The 22,350-nt window shown below is 70.2% G+C and carries 21 protein-coding genes; 10 read left to right on the top strand and 11 right to left on the bottom strand.

Annotation, left to right across the window (positions count from 1 at the left end; all coding sequences use genetic code 11):
* Window positions 1–26: 26 nt before the first annotated feature.
* Window positions 27–569, bottom strand: coding sequence for a flavin reductase family protein (locus SACMADRAFT_RS14745; RefSeq protein ID WP_009154630.1), 543 nt, complete (start codon window positions 567–569; stop codon window positions 27–29).
* A gap of 100 nt (window positions 570–669) precedes the next feature.
* Here SACMADRAFT_RS14745 and SACMADRAFT_RS14740 point away from each other — a divergent pair, with 100 nt between their 5' ends.
* A complete protein-coding gene (locus tag SACMADRAFT_RS14740) occupies window positions 670–1,500 on the top strand; it encodes an IclR family transcriptional regulator domain-containing protein (protein WP_009154629.1) in 831 nt (276 codons plus the stop codon).
* 61 nt (window positions 1,501–1,561) lie between these two features.
* Here SACMADRAFT_RS14740 and SACMADRAFT_RS14735 read toward each other — a convergent pair whose 3' ends face one another.
* The gene (locus SACMADRAFT_RS14735; RefSeq protein ID WP_009154628.1) at window positions 1,562–2,938 is read right to left on the bottom strand and encodes a cytochrome P450; all 1,377 of its coding nucleotides are present in this window, start codon (window positions 2,936–2,938) and stop codon (window positions 1,562–1,564) included.
* A gap of 205 nt (window positions 2,939–3,143) precedes the next feature.
* Here SACMADRAFT_RS14735 and SACMADRAFT_RS14730 point away from each other — a divergent pair, with 205 nt between their 5' ends.
* Together SACMADRAFT_RS14730 and SACMADRAFT_RS29945 are read left to right on the top strand one after the other, a co-directional pair.
* Window positions 3,144–4,388 carry a cytochrome P450 gene (locus SACMADRAFT_RS14730; protein WP_009154627.1) on the top strand — a complete coding sequence of 415 codons (1,245 nt, stop codon included), beginning with the start codon at window positions 3,144–3,146 and terminating at the stop codon, window positions 4,386–4,388.
* 107 nt (window positions 4,389–4,495) lie between these two features.
* Complete coding sequence (locus tag SACMADRAFT_RS29945; RefSeq protein ID WP_009154626.1) at window positions 4,496–5,062, top strand: hypothetical protein; 567 nt, start codon at window positions 4,496–4,498, stop codon at window positions 5,060–5,062.
* A gap of 25 nt (window positions 5,063–5,087) precedes the next feature.
* Here SACMADRAFT_RS29945 and SACMADRAFT_RS14720 read toward each other — a convergent pair whose 3' ends face one another.
* The 4 genes from SACMADRAFT_RS14720 to SACMADRAFT_RS14705 form a co-directional block, all read right to left on the bottom strand.
* Window positions 5,088–7,199, bottom strand: coding sequence for a hypothetical protein (locus tag SACMADRAFT_RS14720; RefSeq protein WP_009154625.1), 2,112 nt, complete (start codon window positions 7,197–7,199; stop codon window positions 5,088–5,090).
* A gap of 120 nt (window positions 7,200–7,319) precedes the next feature.
* Window positions 7,320–7,733 (bottom strand): cold shock domain-containing protein, encoded by a 414-nt coding sequence (locus SACMADRAFT_RS14715; RefSeq protein ID WP_009154624.1) that lies wholly within the window; start codon window positions 7,731–7,733, stop codon window positions 7,320–7,322.
* Window positions 7,734–7,995: 262 nt separating this feature from the next.
* Complete coding sequence (locus SACMADRAFT_RS14710; protein ID WP_009154623.1) at window positions 7,996–9,606, bottom strand: long-chain-fatty-acid--CoA ligase; 1,611 nt, start codon at window positions 9,604–9,606, stop codon at window positions 7,996–7,998.
* Window positions 9,607–9,682: 76 nt separating this feature from the next.
* Window positions 9,683–10,348: a TetR/AcrR family transcriptional regulator gene (locus tag SACMADRAFT_RS14705; protein ID WP_083840907.1), complete on the bottom strand. Its 666-nt coding sequence runs from the start codon at window positions 10,346–10,348 to the stop codon at window positions 9,683–9,685.
* 176 nt (window positions 10,349–10,524) lie between these two features.
* On the opposite strand from SACMADRAFT_RS14705, the gene SACMADRAFT_RS14700 reads away from it, so the two are divergent.
* Complete coding sequence (locus tag SACMADRAFT_RS14700) at window positions 10,525–11,787, top strand: acyl-CoA dehydrogenase family protein (RefSeq protein ID WP_009154621.1); 1,263 nt, start codon at window positions 10,525–10,527, stop codon at window positions 11,785–11,787.
* Window positions 11,784–13,136, top strand: coding sequence for a phosphotransferase family protein (locus SACMADRAFT_RS14695; RefSeq protein WP_009154620.1), 1,353 nt, complete (start codon window positions 11,784–11,786; stop codon window positions 13,134–13,136). The genes SACMADRAFT_RS14700 and SACMADRAFT_RS14695 overlap by 4 nt, the downstream gene beginning before the upstream one ends.
* Window positions 13,137–13,163: 27 nt before the next feature.
* On the opposite strand, the gene SACMADRAFT_RS14690 is transcribed toward SACMADRAFT_RS14695, so the two are convergent.
* A complete protein-coding gene (locus SACMADRAFT_RS14690) occupies window positions 13,164–13,841 on the bottom strand; it encodes a helix-turn-helix transcriptional regulator (RefSeq protein ID WP_009154619.1) in 678 nt (225 codons plus the stop codon).
* An 89-nt stretch (window positions 13,842–13,930) separates the two neighbouring features.
* Here SACMADRAFT_RS14690 and folE point away from each other — a divergent pair, with 89 nt between their 5' ends.
* Window positions 13,931–14,578: a GTP cyclohydrolase I FolE gene (folE, locus tag SACMADRAFT_RS14685; protein ID WP_009154618.1), complete on the top strand. Its 648-nt coding sequence runs from the start codon at window positions 13,931–13,933 to the stop codon at window positions 14,576–14,578.
* Between the two features lie 11 nt (window positions 14,579–14,589).
* On the opposite strand, the gene SACMADRAFT_RS14680 is transcribed toward folE, so the two are convergent.
* From SACMADRAFT_RS14680 to SACMADRAFT_RS14665, 4 genes are all read right to left on the bottom strand, one after another.
* Complete coding sequence (locus SACMADRAFT_RS14680; RefSeq protein WP_009154617.1) at window positions 14,590–15,822, bottom strand: MFS transporter; 1,233 nt, start codon at window positions 15,820–15,822, stop codon at window positions 14,590–14,592.
* Window positions 15,823–16,128: 306 nt separating this feature from the next.
* The gene (locus SACMADRAFT_RS14675; RefSeq protein ID WP_009154616.1) at window positions 16,129–16,707 is read right to left on the bottom strand and encodes a DUF2267 domain-containing protein; all 579 of its coding nucleotides are present in this window, start codon (window positions 16,705–16,707) and stop codon (window positions 16,129–16,131) included.
* A gap of 170 nt (window positions 16,708–16,877) precedes the next feature.
* Window positions 16,878–17,537 carry a DUF2267 domain-containing protein gene (locus tag SACMADRAFT_RS14670; protein ID WP_009154615.1) on the bottom strand — a complete coding sequence of 220 codons (660 nt, stop codon included), beginning with the start codon at window positions 17,535–17,537 and terminating at the stop codon, window positions 16,878–16,880.
* Window positions 17,538–17,542: 5 nt separating this feature from the next.
* On the bottom strand, window positions 17,543–17,968 hold the full coding sequence (locus SACMADRAFT_RS14665) for a CBS domain-containing protein (protein WP_009154614.1): 426 nt from the start codon (window positions 17,966–17,968) through the stop codon (window positions 17,543–17,545).
* A 135-nt stretch (window positions 17,969–18,103) separates the two neighbouring features.
* On the opposite strand from SACMADRAFT_RS14665, the gene SACMADRAFT_RS14660 reads away from it, so the two are divergent.
* The 4 genes from SACMADRAFT_RS14660 (at window position 18,104) to SACMADRAFT_RS14645 (ending at window position 22,349) form a co-directional block, all read left to right on the top strand.
* Window positions 18,104–19,390, top strand: a complete 1,287-nt coding sequence (locus tag SACMADRAFT_RS14660) for a hemolysin family protein (RefSeq protein WP_040926436.1) — start codon at window positions 18,104–18,106, stop codon at window positions 19,388–19,390.
* A gap of 79 nt (window positions 19,391–19,469) precedes the next feature.
* Window positions 19,470–19,799: a hypothetical protein gene (locus tag SACMADRAFT_RS14655; RefSeq protein ID WP_009154612.1), complete on the top strand. Its 330-nt coding sequence runs from the start codon at window positions 19,470–19,472 to the stop codon at window positions 19,797–19,799.
* The gene (locus SACMADRAFT_RS28575) at window positions 19,786–21,846 is read left to right on the top strand and encodes a glycosyl hydrolase family 65 protein (RefSeq protein WP_009154611.1); all 2,061 of its coding nucleotides are present in this window, start codon (window positions 19,786–19,788) and stop codon (window positions 21,844–21,846) included. The genes SACMADRAFT_RS14655 and SACMADRAFT_RS28575 overlap by 14 nt, the downstream gene beginning before the upstream one ends.
* 161 nt (window positions 21,847–22,007) lie before the next feature.
* Window positions 22,008–22,349 (top strand): ArsR/SmtB family transcription factor, encoded by a 342-nt coding sequence (locus SACMADRAFT_RS14645; protein ID WP_009154610.1) that lies wholly within the window; start codon window positions 22,008–22,010, stop codon window positions 22,347–22,349.
* Window position 22,350: the final 1 nt, after the last annotated feature.

The raw sequence follows: 22,350 nt of genomic DNA, 5'->3' as shown, positions 1-22,350 counted from the left end.
GTCGTCGTTGACGGGTGGTGTGGGGGTCAGGCCGCCGGCGCGGCCGGGAACCAGCCGAGGTCGGGGCAGTCGAGGGAAGCGGCCCAGTGCGAGCCGCTGGGGCGGGTGCCGAGCTGGCGGAACTGCCCCGCGTAGAACAGCAGGGGTTCGGCCTCGGTGGAGTCCAGTTCCACCACCTCGCCGAGGACGATGAGGTGGTCGCCGCCGTCGTAGGTACGCCACGGGCGGCAGGAGATGGTCGCCGCGTTCCCGGCGAGCACGGGAGCTGTGGCGCCCTGCGCCCACCGGGGCGCGGTGTCGCCTGGCTTGCCCGCGAAATGCCATGCCAGGTCGAGCTGTTCCGCGGCCAGCACGTTGACCGCGAACGGCGCGTCGAGCAGGTAGCCACAGATCTTCGAGCGGCGGGTGACGGTCACCTGACACAGCGCAGGCTCGAGCGAGACGGCCGTGAACGCGTTCACCGTGGCGCCGTGTGGCTCGCCCCGGTCATTGGCGCAGGTCACGACCGTGACGCCGGTCGCGAAGCGGCCGAAGCCCTTCCGCAGGTCAAGCTGGTCCAGTGTCCGCATCGACACCTCCTGTACGCTCTGCGTACTCTCTGACCGCAATGCGGTCAATGTTGAGAGTGCCCTCGGCGGGCGGCGGAGTCAAGACCTCGGATAAGGAAAGATGTCGGTCATGAGCACGGCAGAGAACTCTCGCGATCTCATCCAGAGCATCGAGCGCGGGTTCGCGGTGTTGCTCGCCTTCGACGCCGACCGGCCGAACCCGACGCTGGCCGAACTGGCAGCCGCGACCGGGCTTTCCCGTCCGGCTGTTCGCCGCATCCTGCTCACGCTGCAGCATCTGGGGTATGTGCAGGGCGAGTCCGGACGGTGGTCGCTGACCCCCCGCGTGCTCAGCATCGGGCAGCACTACTCGGCGTCGCACGCGATGATCGAGATCGCGCAACCGCACCTGCTCCGGCTCGCCGAGCAGACCGGTGAATCGGCGTCACTCGCCGCGCTCGACGGCACCGAGGTCGTCTACATCGCCCGCGTACCGGTGCGGCGGATCATGAGCATCAACGTGTCGATCGGTACCAGGGTGCCAGCGCATGCCACCTCGATGGGCCGGGTGCTGCTCGCGTGGGCGCCGCGGTCGCGCATCGACGAGGTGATCGAGGCAGGCCTGCCCCGGCGCACCGAACTGACCATCACCGACCCGACCGAGTTGCGCAGCGCGCTGCGGACCGTGCGCGAACAGGGCTACGCGATCGTGTCGGAGGAGTTGGAGGAGGGCCTGGTGTCGGCGTCGGCCCCGGTGCGTGACCGCTCCGGCTCCGTGGTGGCGGCACTGGCCTCCTCCAGTTCGATCGGACGCTCCTCGGTGGACGAGCTGCGCAGGCAGGTCGTGCCGCTGCTGGTGCGCACCGCCGAGGCGATCAGCGCCGACTACGGTCACCGGCGCGGCATTAAGGCGCGCTCCACCGTCACCGGTGAGCACGAGGGGTTCTTCTGACCCGAATCCGGCGCGGGCCGGCTCAGCGGATCGGCTCGGCGGGTCGGCTCGGCGGGCCGGCTCAGTTTCTTGGTAGCAGCCGAATCGGGACCTCCCGTTGCGGGCCGAGCGTCACCAGCGGCTTGGGCGCGACCGTGACGTCCTCTGCGAGCGTGACGTCGAAGCGTTGCAGCACGCTCGCCAGCAGCAACAGCATCTCGGTCAGCGCGAACTGGTTGCCCACGCACAGGTGCGGTCCGGAACCGAACGGAATGTAGGCGCTGCGGTCGCGCCGCGCCACCTGCTCGGGGAGGAACCGCTGCGGACGGAAGGCCTCCGGCTCGTCCCAGAACTCGGGGTGCCGGTGTACGTGGTAGGTGCTGAAGAAGATGTCGGTGCCCGCCGGTATCCGGTAGCCGCCGATCTCGTCGTCCTCCGCGGTGGACCGCCAGCCCTGCCACTGCTGCGGATACAGGCGCATCGTCTCGTCGATCAGGCACCGGGTGAACACCAGCTTCGCGCAGTCGGCCAGCGCCGGGTCGCGCCCGCCCAACTCCTGGGCGAGTTCCTGCTGGACGCGCTTTTGCACGTCCACATGCCTTGCCAGCCGGTACAGCACCCAGGTGAGCACGTTGGCGCTGGTCTCGTGTCCCGCGAACAGCATCACGAAGATCTCGTCGCGCAACTGCTCGTCGGACATCCGCTCGCCGGTCTCGTCGTCCTGTGTCTGCATCAGCAGTGACAGCAGGTCGCCGCGGTCCACCGGATCGGCGCGCTGCCTTTCGATGACGTAGGTGATGATGTCGCTGACCTTGCCGAGGCTCGCCCAGAACCTGCGGTGGCCCGCGGTGGGAACGGAAAGCGGGACGATGGGGAATCGCATGTAGGCGGACAGTTCGTGGTCCATCCGGTCGACCGCTCGCGCGAAGCGCGCGACACGCTCCTCCTCGTCGAGCGAGAACAGTGCCTTGGCGACGACGCGCAGCGTCAACTGCCGCATCTCCTTGTTGGTTTGGAGGATCTCCCCCTCGGCGGCGAGTCGCTGCCAGCGCTGCAGCGTTTCCCCGATGACGGTCAGCATGTGCTCGCTCATGGCGGCGACGCGCTGGTAGTGGAAGGAGGGCTGTACCAGTCGGCGTTGCCGTCGCCACTGCGGCCCGCCCGAGATCGTGGCCAGCCCGTTGCCGAACATGTTGCGTGCCATCTTGTGGGCTGCGGTGTCGCGAGGATAGTTGCCTGCACGCTGCTGCAGCACGTGCTTGACGTGGTGCGGGTGGCTGAGCACCACGATCCGGGAGGTGGGCAGCCGGAAGGTCAGCACGTCACCGTAGGTCTTGATGAGCCCGCCGAGGTAGTCGAGCGGTGACCGCTGAAAGGCGATGGTGCTGCGGAGCATGCTGATCGGACCCGGTGGGGTGGAGCGGGATTTCGTCGGACCCGTGGACCCCTTCACGGTCATGCGCGGCTGTTCCCTTCTGGCGGCTGAACCGACCGCCGACGACCCGGTGAACCGTCGGCCTCGCGGCATACTGCCAGAGCTGGTCGATCATGGGTAGCGCTCAACGGATGTGAAACGGTCCGCCAACCTGTCGCAGGATGGACACCGCCGCGCTGCGGTAGCGTCCCGGCGGAACACCGTCGCTGACCAGTCTGGGGAGAGCGTCATGACCGAGCGGCACTACGACGCCGGTGACACGGCCGAGGCCGTCGAGCCGATCCGGTTGTCCGGACCAGGGTTGAACGAAGACCCTTCCGCGCTGTACGAACGAATCCGGCAGACGTACGGGCCGGTGGCGCCGGTGCTGCTCGAGGGGGACCTGCCCGCGTGGTTCGTCTGCGGCTACGCGGAGCTGGAGCGGGTGACGGCCGACTCACGGCTGTTCGCCCGCGACACCCGGCGTTGGAACGCGTGGGACCGGGTTCCCGACGACTGGTCGCTGCTGGCCTACGTCCTCTACAACACCTCGGTGATGTTCACCGAAGGACCGCTGCACCAGCGCCGCTCGGCGGCCATCAGTGACGCGCTGGCCGATGTGGACCAGTTCGAACTCGTTTCCCGCTGCGAACGCATCGCGGATCGGCTGATCGACGACTTCGCAGGCGGTGGCAAGGCCGACCTGATCGGCCAGTACGCCGAGCGGATCCCGTTGAGCGCCGTCGCGGCGATCTACGGCATGCCGGAGAGCGAAACGCCTGGGCTGGTCCGCGACATCGCCGCTTCCATGGATTCCGGCGGATCGGAGTCCATGCATGCCTACGACCGGGTGCGGGAGCGGATGCGCATGCTGGTCGAGACCAAACGCGAGCACCCGTCGGCGGACGTGCCGTCCAGGCTCATCGCGCACCCCGCGGGTCTGGAGGACGAAGAGATCGTGCTCGACCTGCTGGTGCTGCTTTCCACCGCACACCAGCCGACGGCGAACTGGATCGGCAACACGATCCGGTTGCTGCTCACCGACGTCAGGTTCGCGGCCGACCTCTCGGGCGGAAGGGCGAGCGTCGGTCAGGCGCTGAACGAGGTGCTGTGGCGCGACACCCCCGTGCAGAACTTCATCGGCCGAGTCGCCAGCCGCGACACGATGCTCGGCGGCAGGCGGTTGCACGCGGGTGACCTGGTGGTGCTGGGCCTGGCCGCGGCCAACGCCGACCCGGCCGTGCGCGCGGCAGGCCGGGACACGGCGGGCAACAGCGCCCACCTGTCGTTCGGCCAGGGTGAGCACGGCTGTCCCTACCCCGCTCCCGAACTCGCCGAGGTGATCGCCAGGACCAGTGTCGAGGTGCTGCTCGACCGGCTGCCGGACCTGGCCCTTGCCGTCCCGCCGGAGGCACTGCGGTGGCGCGACTCAGTGCTGCTGCGTGGACTGACCGGCCTTCCGGTGCACTTCTCGCCGACCCACCCCACCCACTGAACCCCGCACTCACGGGTGGCGGACTCACAGCACGCTCACAGGCCACTCTTGTCACTTCCTCAGCCGTGCCACGCAGGATGGTGCTCAGGACAAGAGGAGCAGCATTGATGAGCGACGAAACCAAGCCACAGCAGGGTCATCCGAGCGAGCGGCCGGAGGCCGACCGGCCGGCACAACCGGGCACACCGGCCGAAACGACCACAGAACTCCCGGCCGCCGCATCGGCCGAGGAGAACCGCCCCCGGCCACAGAGCCCGCAGAACCCACAGAGCCCACAGAGCCCACAGAGCCCGCAGAACCCACAGAGCCCACAGAGCCCGCAGAACCCACAGGGCACCGAGCAGCGCGAAACCACCGGGGCCACCGCAACCAACGCACCTGCTGCAGCCACCGCACCACGGCCGCGTGGTGGCTGGTCGTCGCGTCCCGTACGCGGGCGCGTCGCGATCGCGGCCGCGGCGGTCGGCCTGCTGCTGGTCGGTGGGTTCGGCGGGTTCGCGCTCGGCGCGACCACCGATGGCGGGGGCGAACGCGGGGGCGACTTCCCCGGCCACGCTCGCGGCTTCGACAGTGGTCGAGGCGGCCCTCCCGGATTCGGGGGTCCGGGAGGTGGCATGCCGCCGGAGCGCGGCCACCACCAGGAGGGTGCCGAGGACGGCACGGCGCGAGGTTGACCGGCCACGCCTGCCGAGGTGGGTATCACCTCGGTGTCACCTCGGCGATCGCGTCGACCAGCGGCTGCACGCCCGCCTTGACACGCTCGCGGTACTCGACCGCGTTCCACGGCTCCCAGCCGATTCCCTCGGTGTCGATGCGCCGATCGCCGAGGTGGACGGTGAGTCCGATGCGCTCCACCGTCGTGGTCGTGGCGGTGCGGTCGGGGCGAATCACCAGCGCGCGCTTCGACGACGGGTCGGCCATCCCGAGCAGGCCCCACGGCATCCGCAGCTTGAGCACATTGCGGTCGACCTGCCACGTGGCGCGACTGTCGTAGCCAGGCTCTCGCGGTCGAAACTCGCCCGGGCGCAGATCACCGACGTCGAAGAACTCGGCGGGCAGTTCCTCTCCGGTGCTGGGGACGGTGCGCGGGCCGTTGACGGTGAGCTGCTGTAACCGCCAGCCGTCGACCGGCACCGGGCGCGGCAGAGCGCCACGGAGGTTGTCCAGCAGCACCGGGTCCTGCTGCTCGCGTACCCACGCCCTCGCGGTGTCGGCCGTGCCGTCGCCGATGTCGACGACAACGGCGTAATCCGCGCCGTCGGCCGCGATATCGGTGCCTGGCAGCACCCGCGTGCCGCCCCGGACGACGTCGAAGCCGAGCGTGACCCGCCCTTGGAGGCGGTTCGCCCCCTGGATCTCCAGGTGCACGTAGGACTCGTCGGTACCGGCGCGGACTGTGCCCGCGCGGTCCTCGGCGATCACCGTTTCCGCGGAGGCCGGTTCCGCACCCGGATCGGTGGCCACGATCCCGAAGTACTGCTCGTTGGTGAGCGGGTCGTGCCACAACTGTCGGCGGTCGGCGGGAAGTTGCCTCGGCTGGGTGTTCCAGGTGAGCTTGAACCACTCGTCGGTCCAGGAGAACAGCAGCCCGCCTGCCATGCCGAGTTCGTGGATGGTCCGCAGCAGTTCGGCGTCGATGGCCATGGCCTGCTGCTCGGAGTGGTTGCCCTGGCCCCTGCCCAGCGGCGCGAAATGCGCCGTGCCGAGCGAGGAGGGGGTGCCGAACTCCGAGAGCAACACCGGCGTGCCCGCGTGGTGACGTCGCAGTGCGGCCAGGTAGCCCGCGTACGGATCGATCTTCCCCCGCCTGCGCATCCGCAGGCCCGGCTCGTAGCGCTGGAAGTCGGGGTAGTGAGGGTAGGCGTGGTAGCTGGCGAACGTTCCGCCCGGCCAGGCGTCGGTGGCCTCGATCAGGTTGGCGTCCAACCCTACGAGGTCCTCGCCTTCTCTGGGCTCCTCCGGATGTGTGAGCGGGTCGAGCGTCGGCCAGTTGACGAACGCGATCGGCACGCTCGTTCCGCGTTCGGCCTCCTCCCCGGCCAGCTCGTCCATCCGCGCCGCCAGCCATCGTTCGCTCGGGTTGGCCGCTTCGGCGCTGCGGAAGTAGCGACCCTCGTACGGGGCGAGCCCGGCGTTGCGTTCGTTGGTGGAACGCAGCGCGTAGGGGTCCAGCTCGGCCCCGATGATCCACCCGGCCAGCCACGGCGACACGTCGGCGGTCCACTGCCCTGCAGCCCTGCCCCGTTGCGGAGCGCGCTCCAGCTCCCCGTGCACGGCTGAGGAAGCGTCACGCAACTCCTCGGTGAACGACGTGGTCATGCCCCGCTCGTAGAGGTCGCCACTGTCCAGATAGGACTCGTTAGGGAGGTATACGCCCTGCATCAGGTACAGCGGAGCATCCGGGTGGTCTGCGTTGTAGTCGGCGAGCTCGGTGTAGAAATGGGGCGGCATGATCGTGTAGACGCGCACCACCCGGAACCCGAGTTCGCGCATAAGCGGCAGCCAGCGCCGCACGTCCTGCGCGCTGATCGCCAACTCGCCCGGCTGGTGTCCCGGGGTGGTCGGCCCGAGGTTGACTCCCGGCAGGAAGCCAACGTCACCGTGGCGGGTGTGCAGGAGGTAGCGGTCGCCTCGGACTTCGGCCAGTGTGCTGAGCCCGACGGACTGGCTCGGCCGAGGAGCCCAGGAAGGCCCTACCGGTGCGGGATCGAAGTCCGTTCCGCCCGTCTGCCTGTCGGGTCCGGTGCATCCGGTGGAGGCGATGAGCAGCGTGACCACCAGCATGGCCCGCAAGCGAGCTCGTCTGCGCACGGCCGAGACTCCTGACGCGAGGGTGCGTTACCGCGGGAAAGCCCGAAGCTAACAGCCTGTCGCGACGGGAGCCGGTCGAGCGACCGAATTCGGCGATCACCCGGCCAGGTGTACGCCCGGCTACTCGACGATCCAGCCGTGGTGGCGCGCCGACCTGACCAGGTGCTGGCGAATGTTCAGGATCTGTTCCGCGGTGGCGGCGGGTGCCGCCCTCAGCAGGATCTCGGTGACCTCTTCCAGGTACTCCCGCTCGGTGAGCGCGTCGGAGGGCTCGTCGTCGCCGCGCTGCCGGGCGGAACCCAGCACGGGCGTGACACCACGGGGAACCTGCTCGAGCAACTGCACATGGGACGCCTTGAGCCCGCGCTCGCCGTCCTCCACCTCGAACTCCACCCGCGCCCCGGGGCCGAGCAGGCTCTTGTCGAAATCGAGGTCGTTGACGTGGATGAACACGTCCTCACCACCGGTGTCCGGCGCGACGAAACCATAACCCCGAAACTCGTCGAACCGGACAACCTTACCCGTAATCGGCACCACGAACTCCCAACCAATGTGACTGATCCGCCGCGCGCGCGAAACCGGCCGGTGGCGGAATTCCCGCGACAACCCTGCGGGCGCCGCCGAGAGTACTGGGCGCACGAAGCGGGCACAACACGGTGGGCCGGGCAGCCGTGCGGCGCGGTGTGGTAGCGCCGCCGCGCCTCGAGCCGGCTTTTCGGCCGAACGCCGGAGCGGTTCGCCGGGAATCGTCACCCGGTTTCGGCGTGACTCGTTCGCCTGGCCGAACCGGATTACCTCACGTCGGTCGCACGTCGAGTTTGCCTGCCTCCCGATCGGAGCGCAGTTGCGTCTTGAGCACCTTACCGCTGGGGTTGCGCGGCAACGCGGGCACGATCGCCACCCGGCGTGGTCGCTTGTACCTGGCGAGCCTGTCCGCGCACCAGGCGTCCAGGTCGGCGGGTGTCGGGGGGTCGTCGGACCGCCGTGGCGCGATCACCGCGAGCGGCGTCTCGCCCCAGCGCTCGTCGGGCATGCCGATGAGCGCGACCTCGCCGATCTTGGGGTGGGCGGCGAGCACGTTCTCCACCTCGGCGCAGTAGATGTTCTCGCCACCGGAGATGATCATGTCCTTCTTGCGGTCGACCACGTAGTAGTAGCCGTCCTCGTCCTGGCGTACCAGGTCACCGGAGTGGAACCAGCCGCCACGGAACGCCTCGGCGGTCTCCACGGGCTTGTTCCAGTACTCCTTCATCACCATCGGGCCCCGGTAGACGATCTCGCCGACCTCGCCCTGCGCGACGTCGTTCATGTCGTCGTCCACCAGGCGCACCTCGACGTTGAGCATGGGCGTGCCGACGGAGCCGATCTTGCGGATCGAGTCCTCGCCGCGCAGCACGGTGGTGACCGGGCTGCACTCCGTCTGCCCGAAGGCGGTGGTGACCTCTGCCTGCGGGAAAGTGTCGATCATGGTCCGCAGCAGGGTCGTCGAGGCGGGCGCGGCACCCCAGGAGATCTTGCGCAGCGACGACAGGTCCCGCTCGGCGATGTCTGGCACGGCGCAGATCGCCTGCCACTGCGCGGGTACGAGGAAGCACGACGACACCCGCTCGCGTTCCATCACGTCCAGGGTGGCCGCGGGGTCGAACTGCCCGGATGGCAGCAGCACCGTCCTTCCGCCCAGCAGCAGGTTGGGCAGCATTCCGGAAAGCCCCGCGATGTGGAACAGCGGCGCGGCCGCGAGCCACACCCGGTCGTCGTTGGTCACGCCGAGCGTGGCCATGTTGCTGAAGGCGTGCAGCAGCAGGTTGAAGTGGGTCAGCACGGCACCCTTCGGGCGGCCCGTGGTGCCCGAGGTGTACATGATGAACGCCGGTTCGTGCTCGTCCACCGGCACTTCCTCGAACTCCGGTGACACCTCGGCGAGCGCCCGCTCGTAGTCCTCGGCTCCGGGCCCCGCGAGCGCGACCGCCTGGGAGTCGCCGCCGTAGACCAGGCACGCGGTCTCGGTGTCGAGCTGGTTCCTGGCCTTGGCCAGCTGCTCGGCCAGTTGTGCCCCCACGACGCACGCCCTGCTCCCGCTGTCGGCCAGCACGTAGCCGATCTCGTCTGCCACCAGCCGGAAGTTCACCGGTACGCAGATGGCGCCGAGCCGGGCGCAGGCGAAGAACGTCTCGATGACCTCGAGGCTGTTCAGCCCCAGCACGGCGACCCGATCGCCGCTGCGGACCCCCCGCTCGAGCAGCGCGCCCGCGAGCCTGCTGACCCGCTCGTCGAGTTGCGCGTAGGTGCGGGACTCGTCCTCGAAGCGGAACGCGACCCGGTCGCCGATCGTCCGAGCGTGCCGGGCGAGCTGGTCGCCCATCGTCATGCCGCGACCGAGCAGGCGGGGGATTTCGGGGGATGTCATCGGCGACCTCACCGGGTTGGAGGGTGTGACCTGCCTCATGCTCACCCGCCGACCCCGTTGCGGTCAAGGCTGACTGTTACTTCTGCGCTGCCTGCCGCGCTTGGTCCTCGCCGAAGAGCAGGGTGCGCGCGATCGACTTCCACAGCCGCACGTGCCTGTCCGAACCGGGAGGGCGCTGCTCGAACGCGTACGGCAGCGCGGCGCCCCGCATGCTGGTGAACAGGAGTTCTCGCAACTCCTCGTAGCGGGGATGCGTCACCACGGCGGGGCCCCAGATCCGGTCGGCCACCTCGTGGATCGCCTTGCGCAGGCTGCGCTCGGCAGGGCGAAGCGCGGCGGCGAGCGCGGGATTGGTGCGCGCTGCCGTCCACAGTTCCATCGCCGCCCAGAAATGCGGCTCGTGGAAGGTCAGCCACAGCAGTTCCACGCAGCGATCGACGCGGCGCGGTCCGGCGGGCTCGCCGGTCAGCGCCTCGGCGACCCGTTCCTGGGTGCGGGTCAACCGCTCGCTGGCCAGGTGCTGCGCGGCGGCGACCAGCAGGCCGTCGCGGGAAGGGAAGTGGTGCAGCAGCCGTCCCCGGGACACGCCGGCCTTGGCCTGGATCGCCAGCGTGGAGGCGCCCGAGTAGCCGTGCTCGACCAGACACTCCACGGCGGCGTCCAGAATCAGCGCGCGGCTGTCGGCGCTGCGCTCCTCGCGGCTGCGCGGTGTCGCTCGCGCTCGTTGTGCCGGTTGGGCCATCGGCACAGCGTACTGGCCACCTGCGGCACGCGACAGAAACAGTCGGCATTGACTGATCTTGGTCGGCCCTGACAGGCTGCCAGCGGTACCGGCCGCTGGTCCGGACTCGCGAGCCCTGCTCGATTCCGGGTTCGGTGCGGGCAGGCCGACCGGCCGGGGAACGACAAGGAGCGGCGATGGATTTCGAGTTGCCCGCGAAGTTGCGCACGCGGCTGGCGGAATTGGACCACTTCATCGACACCGAGATCGTCCCGCTGCAACAGCAGGACGACAACGAACGCTTCTTCGACCATCGGCGCGAGTTCAGCCGCACCGATTTCGACAACGGCGGCACCCCTCGCCCGGAATGGGAGGCGCTGCTCGGCGAGATGTTCGACCGCGCCGACCGGGCGGGCTGGCTGCGCTACGGCCTGCCGGAAGAGGTGGGTGGCAGCGGCGGGTCCAATCTCGACATGGCGGTGATCCGCGAGCACCTGGCCGCGAGGGGGCTCGGGCTGCACAACGATCTGCAGAACGAGTCGTCGGTGGTGGGTAACTTCCCGTTCGTGCACATGTTTCTGGCCTTCGGCACCCCGCGGCAGCGGGAGGAGTTCGTCGAGGACATGTTGACGAGGCGAAAGCGGGTCGGTTTCGGGCTCACCGAACCCGAGCACGGCAGCGACGCGACATGGCTGGAAACCACGGCCCGCCGCGACGGCGACGACTGGATCATCAACGGCCGCAAGCGGTTCAACTCCGGAATGCACACCGCCACCCACGACGTCGTCTTCGCGCGCACCTCGGGCGAGCCGGGGCAGGCTCGCGACATCACCGCGTTCATCGTGCCCACCGACACCGCAGGCTTCACCGTCGACTTCCACTGGTGGACGTTCAACATGCCCACCGATCACGCGGAGGTGACACTCGCCGACGTGCGCGTGCCGTCCTCGGCGGTGTTCGGCGAGGTCGGCGAGGGACTCGCGCTCGCGCAGCACTTCGTGCACGAGAACCGCATCCGGCAGGCCGCCTCCGGGGTGGGTGCCGCGCAGTACTGCATCGACCGCAGCGTGGCCTACGCCGGCGAACGTGTCGCGTTCGGACAGCCGCTGGCCGCACGGCAGGCCGTGCAGTGGCCGCTGGTGGAGCTGCAGACCGACGCCGAACTGGTGCGCACGCTCGTGCGCAAGACGGCATGGCAACTCGACCGCACCGACCACGCTCTGATCAGCGACAAGGTGTCGATGTGCAACTACCGGGCCAACCGCCTGGTGTGTGAGGCCGCCGATCGCGCGATGCAGGTACACGGCGGCATGGGCTACACCCGGCACCTGCCGTTCGAGCACATCTACCGCCACCACCGCCGGTACCGCATCACCGAGGGCACCGAGGAGATCCAGCTGCGCAAGGTCGCGGGCTACCTGTTCGGGTTCGCGGGGCCGGGGAAGCGGGCCAGGGCGTGAGCGACGAACTCGCGGGCCTGCTCGAGCGACGGCTGAGCAGGCTGTGGGGCAGCGCCGTCGAGATCCGCGGCCTTCGCAGACTCACCGGCGGCGCCAGCAGGCAGACGTGGGCACTGCAGGCGGTGCCGCAGTGGTGTGAACCGCTGCGACTGGTGTTGCGGCGGGACCCGCCAGGGCACGGCGACGCGCCGACGATGGCGATGGAGGCGGCGCTGCTGGCCGCGGCCGCCGAACAGCGGGTGCCGGTGCCCCGGCTGGTCGACCACTGCGGGGGCGACGACGTACTGGGCGCGCCCTACGTGCTCACCGAACACGTCGACGGCGAGACCATTCCGAGGAGACTGCTGCGCGAACCGCGGTTCGAACAGGTGCGTGCCACGCTGGCCGTCGAGCTGGGACGGGTGCTGGCGCGCCTGCACCGGATCCCGGTCGCGGCCGTTCCCGGGCTGCCCCACGCCGACCCGCTCGATGCGCTCGTGCGGACCTACGACCAACTCGGCGAGCCGCTGCCGACCGTGGAGGTGGCACTGCACTGGCTACGGGCCAACCGCCCACCCGCTGCCGAGGAAACCGTGGTGCACGGCGACTTCCGCAACGGCAACCTCATCGTCGACACCGACGGGCTGCGTGCGGTGCTGGACTGGGAACTGGCACATCGCGGCGACCCCGTCGAGGACCTGGGGTGGCTGTGCGTCAAGGCGTGGCGCTTCGGCTGCGCGCTGCCGGTGGGCGGCTTCGGAACCAGGGAGCAGCTGCTGGACGGCTACGCCGAGGTGGCGGGCAGCCGCCCCGATACGGCTCGGTTGCACTGGTGGGAGGTGTACGGCACGGCGAAGTGGGCGGTGTACTGCCGGTATCAGGCGCAGCGCCATCTCGGCGGGCTGACCCGCTCGGTGGAGCTTGCCGCCGTGGGGCGCAGGGTGTGCGAGCAGGAACACGACCTGCTGCTCGCGCTCGGCTTCGGGGTGGGGCGCGCGGCCGAGCGCGAACCGGCCGAGCCGGTGCAGCTGCACGGCAGGCCGACGGCGGCCGATCTGGTGGAGGCGGTGGGGGAGTTCCTGCGCTGCGAGGTCGCCACGCAGGCCGACGCCGCCCTGCGCTACCACGCGCGGGTGGCGGCGAACGTGCTGGACATCGTGCGTCGAGAGCTCGCGGTGGGCGCCGAGCAGCAGGCGGACCACGCGCGACGCCTCGCGGGTCTGCGGATGCGCGATCGGGCGGAGTTCGCGGCCGCGCTGCGTGAGGGCAGGCTCGACCCGTTCGACCCGGCGGTGCTCGACGCCGTGCGGGCCGATGTCGCCGAGCGGCTGGCGGTGGCCAACCCCGGCTACCCGGACCAGCCGCACTGAGCCTCGCTCACGCCGCTCGCCGCCGGGTCAGCGCGGCGCCAGCCGCACGCAGCAGTGTCCCGGCGCGGGTTCCAGCAGGGCGTGCAGGCCCGTGTCGCCGATGCCTTCGAGTAGTCCGTGCAGCAGGTCGAGGTTCATCCCGCAGACGAGTTCGGCGTGTCGCTGGGCGAGGGCGTGGAACGGGCAGTTGCCGAGCACCACGCCGCCGGCCTCGGTGCGGGGTTCGAAGCCGTGTTCCTCCAGTGCGGACAGTGCGGCGTCCCGACGAGCCGGCTCACCGTCGGTTTCGGACACCGAGCGGGCGCCGAGCTCGCGGCCCAGCTCCCTGGCGTGCCGGGCCAGCGCGGACCGCACCGGTTGGCCCGTTTCCTCGGCCGCCTCGACGGCGGTTGCCAGCAGGTGCCCCGCGAGGTCGTAGTGGCGTGGCGGGAGCGAAACGGCGACCTGCCGCTCGGATCGGCTGTACAGCTTGGCGGGCCGCCCCGCGCCTGGACCGGTGCGGCCGGTGCGCCTGGCGTAGCCGACCGCGAGTAACCCCTCGTCCACGAGCTTGTCGAGATGGAAGGCGACGGTGCCTCGGGACAACCCGAAGGTGTCGGCGACCTCGTCCCTGCTCACCGGTTCGCGGCGGCGTGCGACGTAGCCGTAGAGCTTGCGGCGGGTCGGCTCGTCGAGTGCCGCCACGGCGGCGAGCTGGTCGTCCATGCTCCAATTCTAAAACAAAAGAATGTTGACTAAAACTCTGGCTCGATTCTAAGGTCGAACTTTGCTGGCGTTAGAAGACGGGGTGAGCGATGAGTGTGTCCGAGCTGGAGCATTCGGGTCAGGCAGGGCGGTTGGCGGTGGCGGGTCGGCGCGGGCCCCGGGTGGCGGGGGAGCGTGCCGAGCCGGATCTGGCGGCCGCCGAGCGAGCGGTGGCCGACCTGTTGCTGGCGCTGGGCAAGGACCCCGACAGCGAACACCTCGCCGACACACCGAGGCGGGTCGCGTCCTCCTACGCCGAACTGCTACGGCCCAGGGAGTTCGAGCTCACCACGTTCGGCAACGACGAGGGCTACGACGAGCTCGTCGTAGCCAGGGACATCCCGGTCCAGTCGCTGTGCGAGCATCACCTGCTGCCCTTTCGCGGGGTGGCCCACATCGGCTACCTGCCGGGCGAGCGCATCCTCGGCCTGTCCAAACTCGCGAGGGTCATCGAGTTGTTCGCACGTGACCTGCAGGTGCAGGAGCGGCTGACCAAGCAGGTGGCCGACTGGCTGCAGCAGCGACTCGCCCCCAACGGCGTGGGGGTGGTGATCGAGGCGGAGCACCTGTGCATGTCGCTGCGAGGCGTGCGGGCGCAGGGTGCGCTGACCGTCACCTCCGCGCTGCACGGCGCACTGCGCGAGGATGCCGCATCCCGCGAGGAGTTCTTCGCCCTGACGCTTCGCCACACCCGCTGAGCGGGCGTGGGTCACACGCCCGCCATGCCCGCGTGGTGCGACTCGGCCGCCTTGCGCACGGTGGTGGCGGTGAACACCAGCGCCGCGGCGGCGACCAGCGCCAGCGCGCCAAGACCGAGCGCGTAGCTGCCGAACTCACCGTAGACTGCGCCCATCACCAGCGGAGGAACGAAGCCACCGAGGCCACCTGCCGCACCGACCACACCGGTGACGGCACCAACCTTGTCCGGCGGGGCGAGCAGCGCCACCAGGGCGAACGTCGCGCCGCTGGCGGCTCCCAGCGCCGCGGCCATCGCCAGGAACGCGACCGTGGCCACCGGCATGAGGGTGAGCGTGAAACTCTGTGTCGCGGCGCCCAGCGCGACCACGGCCATGGAGCCGCCCAGCACGCGGATGGGGCCGAACCGGTCGGAGAGCCAGCCGCCGACCGGTCGCATGAGGACTGCCAGCAACACGAAGCCCGCCATGCGGTTCGCCGCGTCGGCGGGGGAGAGCTGGTATGCCGTGCGCAGGTACGCGGGCAGGTACACCGAGAAGGCCACGTAGCCGCCGAACGCCACGGCGTACAGTGCCGACGCCTCCCAGGTCGCGGGCAGCCGCAGCGTGGTGGCGAGGCGGTGGATCATCGACTCCGAAGGTGCCGTGTGGCCGGGGGCGTCCCGCAGTACCACAGCCGCGACGAGGGCGTAGGCCGCGAGCGCGATCGCGGTGATGACGAACGGCGCGGTGATCCCGAACGAGTTGGCGAGGTCCACTGTGGTCAGCGCGCTGATGGCGGTACCGCCCATGCCCGCGCCGAACACCCCGATCGCCAGACCCCTGCGGTTGGCGGGGAACCACGCGCTCACGAACGGTACTCCGATGGCGAACGTGGTGCCCGCCAGGCCGAGGAAGAAGCCGCCGATCAGCAGCGCGGCCAGGGAGTTGTGTCCCGCGATGCCGAGGAACAGGATGGGCACGATGGTGGCCACGGACACCAGCGGGAACATGATGCGGCCGCCGAAGCGGTCGGTCAGTGCGCCGACCGGGATTCGGCCGAGTGAGCCGACCACCACCGGCACGGCGACGATCAGCGCCACCTCGAACGCGCCGAGCGCCAGGTCTTCCTGGAACCTCGGCCCGAGTGGGCTCAGCAGCGCCCAGGCCCAGAAGTTGAGTGCGAAACCCAATGTGGCCATCGCGAGCATGAACCACGCGGTGCGGCCGTGTTCCCCGCTGCGCGCGGGCGAGGCTGAGTTCGGCATCGAGGGTTGTCCGTCCGTGTTCTGCGTAGGAGCTTCGGGCAGTTACCAAGTGTGGTGGCGTGCCGCCCGTACGGGTAGGGAGGCGCGGCCCGGGAACGGAAACCGAACGTCCGTTCCCGCCGGGGACTTTGGTCCCTGGCGGGAACGGACTGGTGTGGACCAGACATGGTTGGTGGTTGTGACAGGCGCCGGGACAAACGGGCCGCCTCACCGACTGCCCGGCAGCGAGCACGAACACGCGCGCCGCCGGCCGTGGCGAGCGGGTGGCGCGCGTGACCGGGGCGTGCCGCGCGCGGGGCGGCGGGGCTACGCCCTCCTGCTCAGCGCACTCACGGCGTCGGTGAGGTCGTCGATCTGCCTGCGCAGGTCGCGAAGCTGGCTTTGCATCTCGGCGTGCTCGGCGTGCTCGCCGTTGTGCCCGTGCCTGCCGCGCTCCTCCTGCCCGGCGCGGGCCACGGCGGGCTGCTGCGGTGTGAACAGCTCACGCAGGTCCTGGGGCAGCTGTTGCAGCGCGTGCTCCAGCGTCCCCGGTGACAGCAGCTCCGCCATGCCGGTGGAGACCCCGGTGATGGTGTTTCGCACATCGGTGCGGCGCACCGTGGCGTGGGTGGAGAACCGCTCGACGCACTCCTCGGTGCTGAAGCGGACCGGCACCCGGCTGGGCACCCAGCCGTCGTAGTAGGTGCCTCGCAGCAGTTCGGGAAGCTGTGCGGCGAAGTGTGCCGCGGCCTCCACGGTCAGCCGGTCACGTAGTGCGTGCAGCCAGGCGCGCAGCGCGCGATACGCGAAGCGGCGGTCCTGGGTACCGAGCGCCTGCGAGATCGCGGCCAGCCACTCGTGTGCGCTGTTCTGTGCCCTGGCGAGGGGGTCCTGATGGTTTGGCATGGTTCCTCCTGGTGCCGGCGCTGCTGGAGTACGGGCCAGGTGGGTGTGTCCGACACTCGAGCATGACCCGCTGCGGCAGCGCCTGTCATGGGGCCGAAGGTCCCTTCCGGACACCGCTGTCGTGCGGCGGTGACCGGTCGAGAACCCGGCGTGGGCGGCAGCGCTCGATGTCAGTACCTGCCACGGGCGAGCAGGATCTGGTGTGCCTCCCGTGCGGCCCGCGTTCCCCGGTCGCCGATCGGTTCGTCGACCGGCGTGCGCTCGAGCCCTTTCGCCAGCGCGCTGACGGCACCGGTCAAGGTTTCCACCGCCGCCTCGAGTTCGCGCAGCCTCGACTCCAGCGGTGGCGCGGTGCGTTCGCGGGCCCGCTCGCCGGACAGCGTCTCGCTCAACCTGCGCGGCAGCAGTTCGAGCAGCCGGTCGATGTGGCCGGGGGAGCACAGCCCGCGCACCGCTGTGGTGGTCGCCTCCGCCAGTGTCGGCACCTCGTCGGCCGATACGTCCGCCTCCCGCGCGAAGCGCTCGGTGAACTCGCCCGGCTCGAAGTGGGCTGGGACCCGCGCGGGATCCCAGCCCTCGAAGAACGTTCCCCGCAACTGTTCGGGCAACTGGCCCGCCAGGTGAGCGGCGTCCTCGACGCCGAGCAACTCCCGCACCGTGTGCAACCAGGCTCGCAGCACCCGGTAGCTGTAGTGCCGGTCCGCTCCGCCAAGCCGCTCGCCCACCACGGCGAGCCAGTGTTGCGAGGTGTACTCCGCCCGCACGACCGGGTCGCTCGGCCGCGGCCGCCACGTGGTGCCTGCCGCGTCGGGTTCCTGTGCGGTGGCCATCGTGGTCAGCTTCGGGCTGTGATGGTTTCGACGAAGCGGGCGATGGCGTGTTCGGGCAGGTTCCTTGCGATGTCGGCCTCGCTGATCATGCCGACGAGCCGGTGGTTGTCGGCCTCGACGACCGGAAGCCTGCGGATCTGGTGCTCCTCCATGATCGTGAGGACGTCCTCGATGTCGGCGTCGGTGTCGGCGTAGTAGGGAGTGCCCTGCGCGAGCTGGCCCGCCGTCATGGTGTTGGGGTCCTTGCCCTGGGCGATGCATTTGATGACGATGTCGCGGTCGGTGATGATGCCGTGGAGCCGGTCGTCGTCACCGCAGATCGGCATGGCGCCGATGTCGAGCTCGCGCATCCGTTGAGCGGCATGGGCGAGGGTCTGGTGTTCGCCGACGCACTCGGCGCCGCTGTGCATGATGTCTTTTGCTTCAGTCATGGGTGCACCGTGCGCGGTGCGCGCGAGAGCGGGGAAGGGCCGAAAGTCCCAGGGCGGTACCGATGTCACCGGGCAGAGGGAGGACGGGCCGAAGGGCCCTGCCTGCGCGTGCCGTGGGATCGCACGCTTTTCGATATGGCCGGCTACTGGTACACCCTCGGGCTGGTATTCGTGCTCGTCGTGCTCAACGCGCTGCTCGCGGGCAGCGAGGTGGCGCTGGTGTCGTTGCGGCAGGAGCAACTGCGGGTGCTGGAGCAACGTGGCGGCGGCCGCGAGCGGCTACTGGTCAGGCTCGCCCGGGACCCGAACCGGTTTCTGGCCACCATCCAGATCGGCATCACCCTGGCCGGTTTTCTCGCTTCCGCGACGGCGGCGGTGTCGCTGGCCCGACCGCTGGCCCGCCCGCTGGGGTTTCTCGGCGCGGCTGCCGAGCCGGTGGCGGTCGCGGTGGTCACGCTTGTGCTGACGTTCATCACACTCGTGCTCGGCGAACTCGCGCCGAAACGGCTGGCGATGCAGTACGCCCAGCGATGGGCACTGCTCGCGGCCACGCCGCTGCATTGGCTGTCCGTGGTGTCGCGCCCCGTGGTGTGGCTGCTGGGCAAGGCCACCAGCCTGGTGGTGCGAGCGTTCGGCGGAGACCCGGCAGCAGGCAGGGAGGAACTCACGCTCGACGAACTGCGCCACGCCGTGGCCGGCAGCCCATCGCTGACTCCCGAGCAGCGCGCCATCGTCACCGGAGCGCTCGAGCTGAGGCGGCGCACGTTGCGCGAGGTGCAGGTGCCGCGCGGCAGCGTGTTCACCGTCGCCGCCGACCTGGGTGCGCGGCAGGCCCTCACCGCGCTGGCGGCCTCGGGGCATTCCCGCGCACCCGTGGTCGGCGGCCGCGACCTCGACGACGTGGTCGGCGTGGTCAGCCTTCGCGAGTTGGTCGGCAGGGACGACGAGAGCGTCGCGGAGGTGGCGCGGTCCGCCCAGCTGCTGCCCGGCGTGGCGCTGGTCGGCGATGCGCTGCTGCGGATGCAGGCCGAGCGTGAACCGTTCGCCCTCGTCGTCGACGAGCGCGGTTCGGTGACCGGCATCGTCACGGTGGAGGACCTGCTCGAGGAGATCGTGGGCGAGATCTACGACGAGACCGACCGTGACCTCGCTCGGGTGCGCGTCGAGCCGGACGGCACCCTGACGCTGCCCGGCACGTTCGCTGTGCACGACCTCGCCGAACTCGGGGTGAGGCTGACCGACGCCCCGCTCGGCGACTACGTCACGGTGGCGGGCCTGGTGCTGACCGAACTCGGGCGCATCCCCACCACGCCCGGCGATGTCGTGCACCTTTCCGGGTGGTCGTTCGAGGTGGCGGGGGTGCGAGGCAGGGCGGTCACCTCCGTGCGCGTACGGCGGCGCGCACCGGCGCATCCGGCGTAACGCCGCTGGTCCGGATGGGTCCTACAGCGGGGACCAAGTGCCCTAGGTAGGCCGTGCCCGGGTGGGAACAGTGGGTTGCATGACGCCAACCAGCCGGCACGAACAGCCGGCCGTGCACGTGAGCACCCACGGCAGAGTGGACCCAGCCGTCGTTGGCTACACCCTCGACCGGCTGCGCGGCCTCGGCAGCGACTACCCGGTCGACGCGGTGCAGGTGGAACTCGCCAGACAGGGACGTGGAATGCGGATAGAACTGACGGCCGTGCTGGCCGGAAGGCAGGTTCGCGCGGTGCACACCGGGGACAGCCCCAGAACCGCAATCGACCACGCCCACAACGAGTTCGTCCGCCAGGTCGAACTCGCAGGCCGGTGGACCCGACTCCTTCGCAGCGAACATGGCACCCGGTGACGACTCGACCCGCTCCGACGGCCACGGCGAGTGGCTGATCCGGCGCGACAGCGACAGCCCCGAAAGCCGCAGGGTCGACGACACCCTTTTCACCCTCGGCGCGGGCGGGTACGCCGTGCGCGGCTCCAGCGAGGACGAGCCGCCTGCCGACCCGGTGGTGCTGGTGTCCGGTGTGTACACCGGTTCAGGGCCCGACCAGCGGCCGATGGCAGGCCCCGACTCCACCCGGCTGGATGTCACCCCACCGGTCGCCGCCGACGAGCGGGTCCTCGATCTGCGCAGCGGGGTGCTGTGGAGGCAGGAGCGGGGCGTGCCCTCGCCGCTGCGCACGCTGCGGTTCGTGTCGGCACGCAGGCCGGGTGTGATGGCGCTTCGGGCGCAGGCCGAGGAGGGCAGGCTGGATCCGGGCGAGCCGTTGCGGGTGAGCCAGGACGGCGAGCCGGTGCGCTTCGGGCACGACGGAGGTTCGGTGTGGGTGCGCGTCGGTGCCGAGCAGTCGATCACTGCCGCTGCCGTGCAACGGTACTGGCGGGACGGCGGCAGGCACACCGTGGACCGGCTGGCCGCCTACGGCACCGGCGGGATCGAGGAGACCAGGGCGGCGGCGGAGGTCGCGGGGGCCCTCGGTTTCGACCGGCTGCTGGCCGAACACCGCGAGATCTGGGCCGACCGTTGGGACACCGTCGACGTGCGGGTGCCGGGTCATCCGGACGTCACGCTGGCCGCCCGTTTCGCGCTGTTCCAGTTGTGGTGCAACGTCGGTGGCCAGGGTGAGGCCGCCGTCGGCCCGCGAGGGCTGTCGGGCTACGGATATGCGGGCCACGTGCTGTGGGACGCCGACGTCTTCGTGCTTCCCGCGATCGCCAGCATGAACACGGAGCTTGCCCTCGACATGATCGACTACCGGGTGCACCGGCTGCGGGCCGCCCGTGAGGCGGCCCGTTCCTGCGGCAGGGCCGGAGCCCGGTTCCCGTGGGAATCGGCCGTGGCCGGCGACGACGTCACCCCGACCTCCGGCGACCTGGCGGGCAGCCACGTGCCGATCAGGACCGGGCAACTCGAGGAGCACATCACCGCCGACGTGGCGTGGGCGGTGCTGCACTGTGCGCGCTGGAGTGGTGAGGAGCGGTTCCGGCGGGGAAGGCGCGCCGCGCTGGTGGTGGAGACGGCCAGGTACTGGGCGTCGCGGCTGCGTGTCGACAGTGAGGGAAGGGCGCACATCGACTCGGTGATGGGCCCTGACGAGTACCACTGGCCGGTGTCGGACAACGCTTTCACCAACGCGATGGCGCGCTGGAACATGCGCGCCGCGGCGGAGTTCGTCGACGAGCCCGAGCGCGGCGAGCTCCTCGACCTCGCCGAGCGGGTCGTGGTCGGCTTCGATGCGGCGACCGGCCGCTACGAGCAGTTCGCGGGATACTTCGACCTTGAGCCACTGGTGGTCTCGCGGATCGGTCCGCCGCCGCTGGCCGCCGACGCCGTGCTCGGGAGCGAGCGGGTCGCGGGCTCGCAGGTCATCAAGCAGCCCGACGTGTTGATGCTGCACCACCTGCTGCCCGACGAGGCCGTGCCGGGTTCGCTTCGGCCGAACCTGGACTTCTACGTGCCACGTACCTCGCACGGGTCTTCGCTGTCGCCGGGTATCTGCGCCGGTCTGCTCGCCCGTGACGGTAGGCCCGACGAGGCGCTGGACCTGCTGCGGATCGCGCTGCGCATGGATCTCGACGATCAGACCGGCACCACGGCCAACGGGTTGCACATGGCCACGATGGGCAGTGTGTGGCAGGCGTTCCTGTTCGGGTTCGCGGGCGCGTGGGTGCGCGACGGGGTGCTCGACCTCGACCCGGTGCTGCCGAGCCAGTGGCCGCAGCTGCAACTGCGGTTTCGCTGCCTCGGCCGCAAGGTGCGGCTGGAGATCGGCCACGACTGCGTCGAGGTCGCCGCCGACGGTCCGCTCGGAGTGCGGCTTCGCGGTGGTGAGGTGACCGAGGTGGCGGGACCCACCCGGTTCGACCTGACCCGGCGGGAGTCCCGGCTACCCACCTGACCGCGAGTCCCCCGTTCCCGCCCGCGAGTCCCCCGCTCCTGCCCGCGAGTCCCGCGCTCCCGCCCGAGGGGGCCACTGCGGGACCCGGTTTATCAGTTGCTAATGTCTGCAACTGTTAAACAAACAGACGTCGCAGGTCTGGCGGATGCGGGAGGAGACGCGTGAGCAGGCCCCTCTACCAGCTGAAGGCCGAGTTCTTCAAGACGCTGGGCCACCCTGCGCGGATTCGGGTGCTCGAGTTGCTGAGCGAGCGCGAGCACGCGGTGGCGGAGATGCTGCCGGAGGTCGGGATCGAACCCGCGAACCTGTCCCAGCAGTTGGCGGTGCTGCGGCGCGCCGGTCTGGTGACCACTCGTAAGGAGGGCTCCACCGTGTTCTACGCGCTAACCAGCCCGCACGTGGCCGAGTTGCTCGCGGTGGCGCGCAAGATCCTGACCGGGGTGCTTTCCGAACAGGTCGAGTTGCTCGACGACCTGCGTACCCCCGTGCCAGGGGAGCGCTGAG

Source organism: Saccharomonospora marina XMU15 (assembly GCF_000244955.1).
Classification (GTDB): Bacteria; Actinomycetota; Actinomycetes; order Mycobacteriales; family Pseudonocardiaceae; genus Saccharomonospora_A; species Saccharomonospora_A marina.
Note: the sequence above shows the minus strand (reverse complement) of the source record. Positions and strands in the feature narration are given on the sequence as shown.

Bases quoted from the DNA above. Each gene is read 5' to 3' on its own strand.
- SACMADRAFT_RS14745 (WP_009154630.1), bottom strand. From the start codon at position 569: ATGCGGACACTGGACCAGCTTGACCTGCGGAAGGGCTTCGGCCGCTTC.
- SACMADRAFT_RS14740 (WP_009154629.1), top strand. From the start codon at position 670: ATGTCGGTCATGAGCACGGCAGAGAACTCTCGCGATCTCATCCAGAGC.
- SACMADRAFT_RS14735 (WP_009154628.1), bottom strand. From the start codon at position 2,938: ATGACCGTGAAGGGGTCCACGGGTCCGACGAAATCCCGCTCCACCCCA.
- SACMADRAFT_RS14730 (WP_009154627.1), top strand. From the start codon at position 3,144: ATGACCGAGCGGCACTACGACGCCGGTGACACGGCCGAGGCCGTCGAG.
- SACMADRAFT_RS29945 (WP_009154626.1), top strand. From the start codon at position 4,496: ATGAGCGACGAAACCAAGCCACAGCAGGGTCATCCGAGCGAGCGGCCG.
- SACMADRAFT_RS14710 (WP_009154623.1), bottom strand. From the start codon at position 9,606: ATGACATCCCCCGAAATCCCCCGCCTGCTCGGTCGCGGCATGACGATG.
- SACMADRAFT_RS14705 (WP_083840907.1), bottom strand. From the start codon at position 10,348: ATGGCCCAACCGGCACAACGAGCGCGAGCGACACCGCGCAGCCGCGAG.
- SACMADRAFT_RS14700 (WP_009154621.1), top strand. From the start codon at position 10,525: ATGGATTTCGAGTTGCCCGCGAAGTTGCGCACGCGGCTGGCGGAATTG.
- SACMADRAFT_RS14690 (WP_009154619.1), bottom strand. From the start codon at position 13,841: ATGGACGACCAGCTCGCCGCCGTGGCGGCACTCGACGAGCCGACCCGC.
- folE (WP_009154618.1), top strand. From the start codon at position 13,931: ATGAGTGTGTCCGAGCTGGAGCATTCGGGTCAGGCAGGGCGGTTGGCG.
- SACMADRAFT_RS14680 (WP_009154617.1), bottom strand. From the start codon at position 15,822: ATGCCGAACTCAGCCTCGCCCGCGCGCAGCGGGGAACACGGCCGCACC.
- SACMADRAFT_RS14675 (WP_009154616.1), bottom strand. From the start codon at position 16,707: ATGCCAAACCATCAGGACCCCCTCGCCAGGGCACAGAACAGCGCACAC.
- SACMADRAFT_RS14670 (WP_009154615.1), bottom strand. From the start codon at position 17,537: ATGGCCACCGCACAGGAACCCGACGCGGCAGGCACCACGTGGCGGCCG.
- SACMADRAFT_RS14665 (WP_009154614.1), bottom strand. From the start codon at position 17,968: ATGACTGAAGCAAAAGACATCATGCACAGCGGCGCCGAGTGCGTCGGC.
- SACMADRAFT_RS14660 (WP_040926436.1), top strand. From the start codon at position 18,104: ATGGCCGGCTACTGGTACACCCTCGGGCTGGTATTCGTGCTCGTCGTG.
- SACMADRAFT_RS14655 (WP_009154612.1), top strand. From the start codon at position 19,470: ATGACGCCAACCAGCCGGCACGAACAGCCGGCCGTGCACGTGAGCACC.
- SACMADRAFT_RS28575 (WP_009154611.1), top strand. From the start codon at position 19,786: ATGGCACCCGGTGACGACTCGACCCGCTCCGACGGCCACGGCGAGTGG.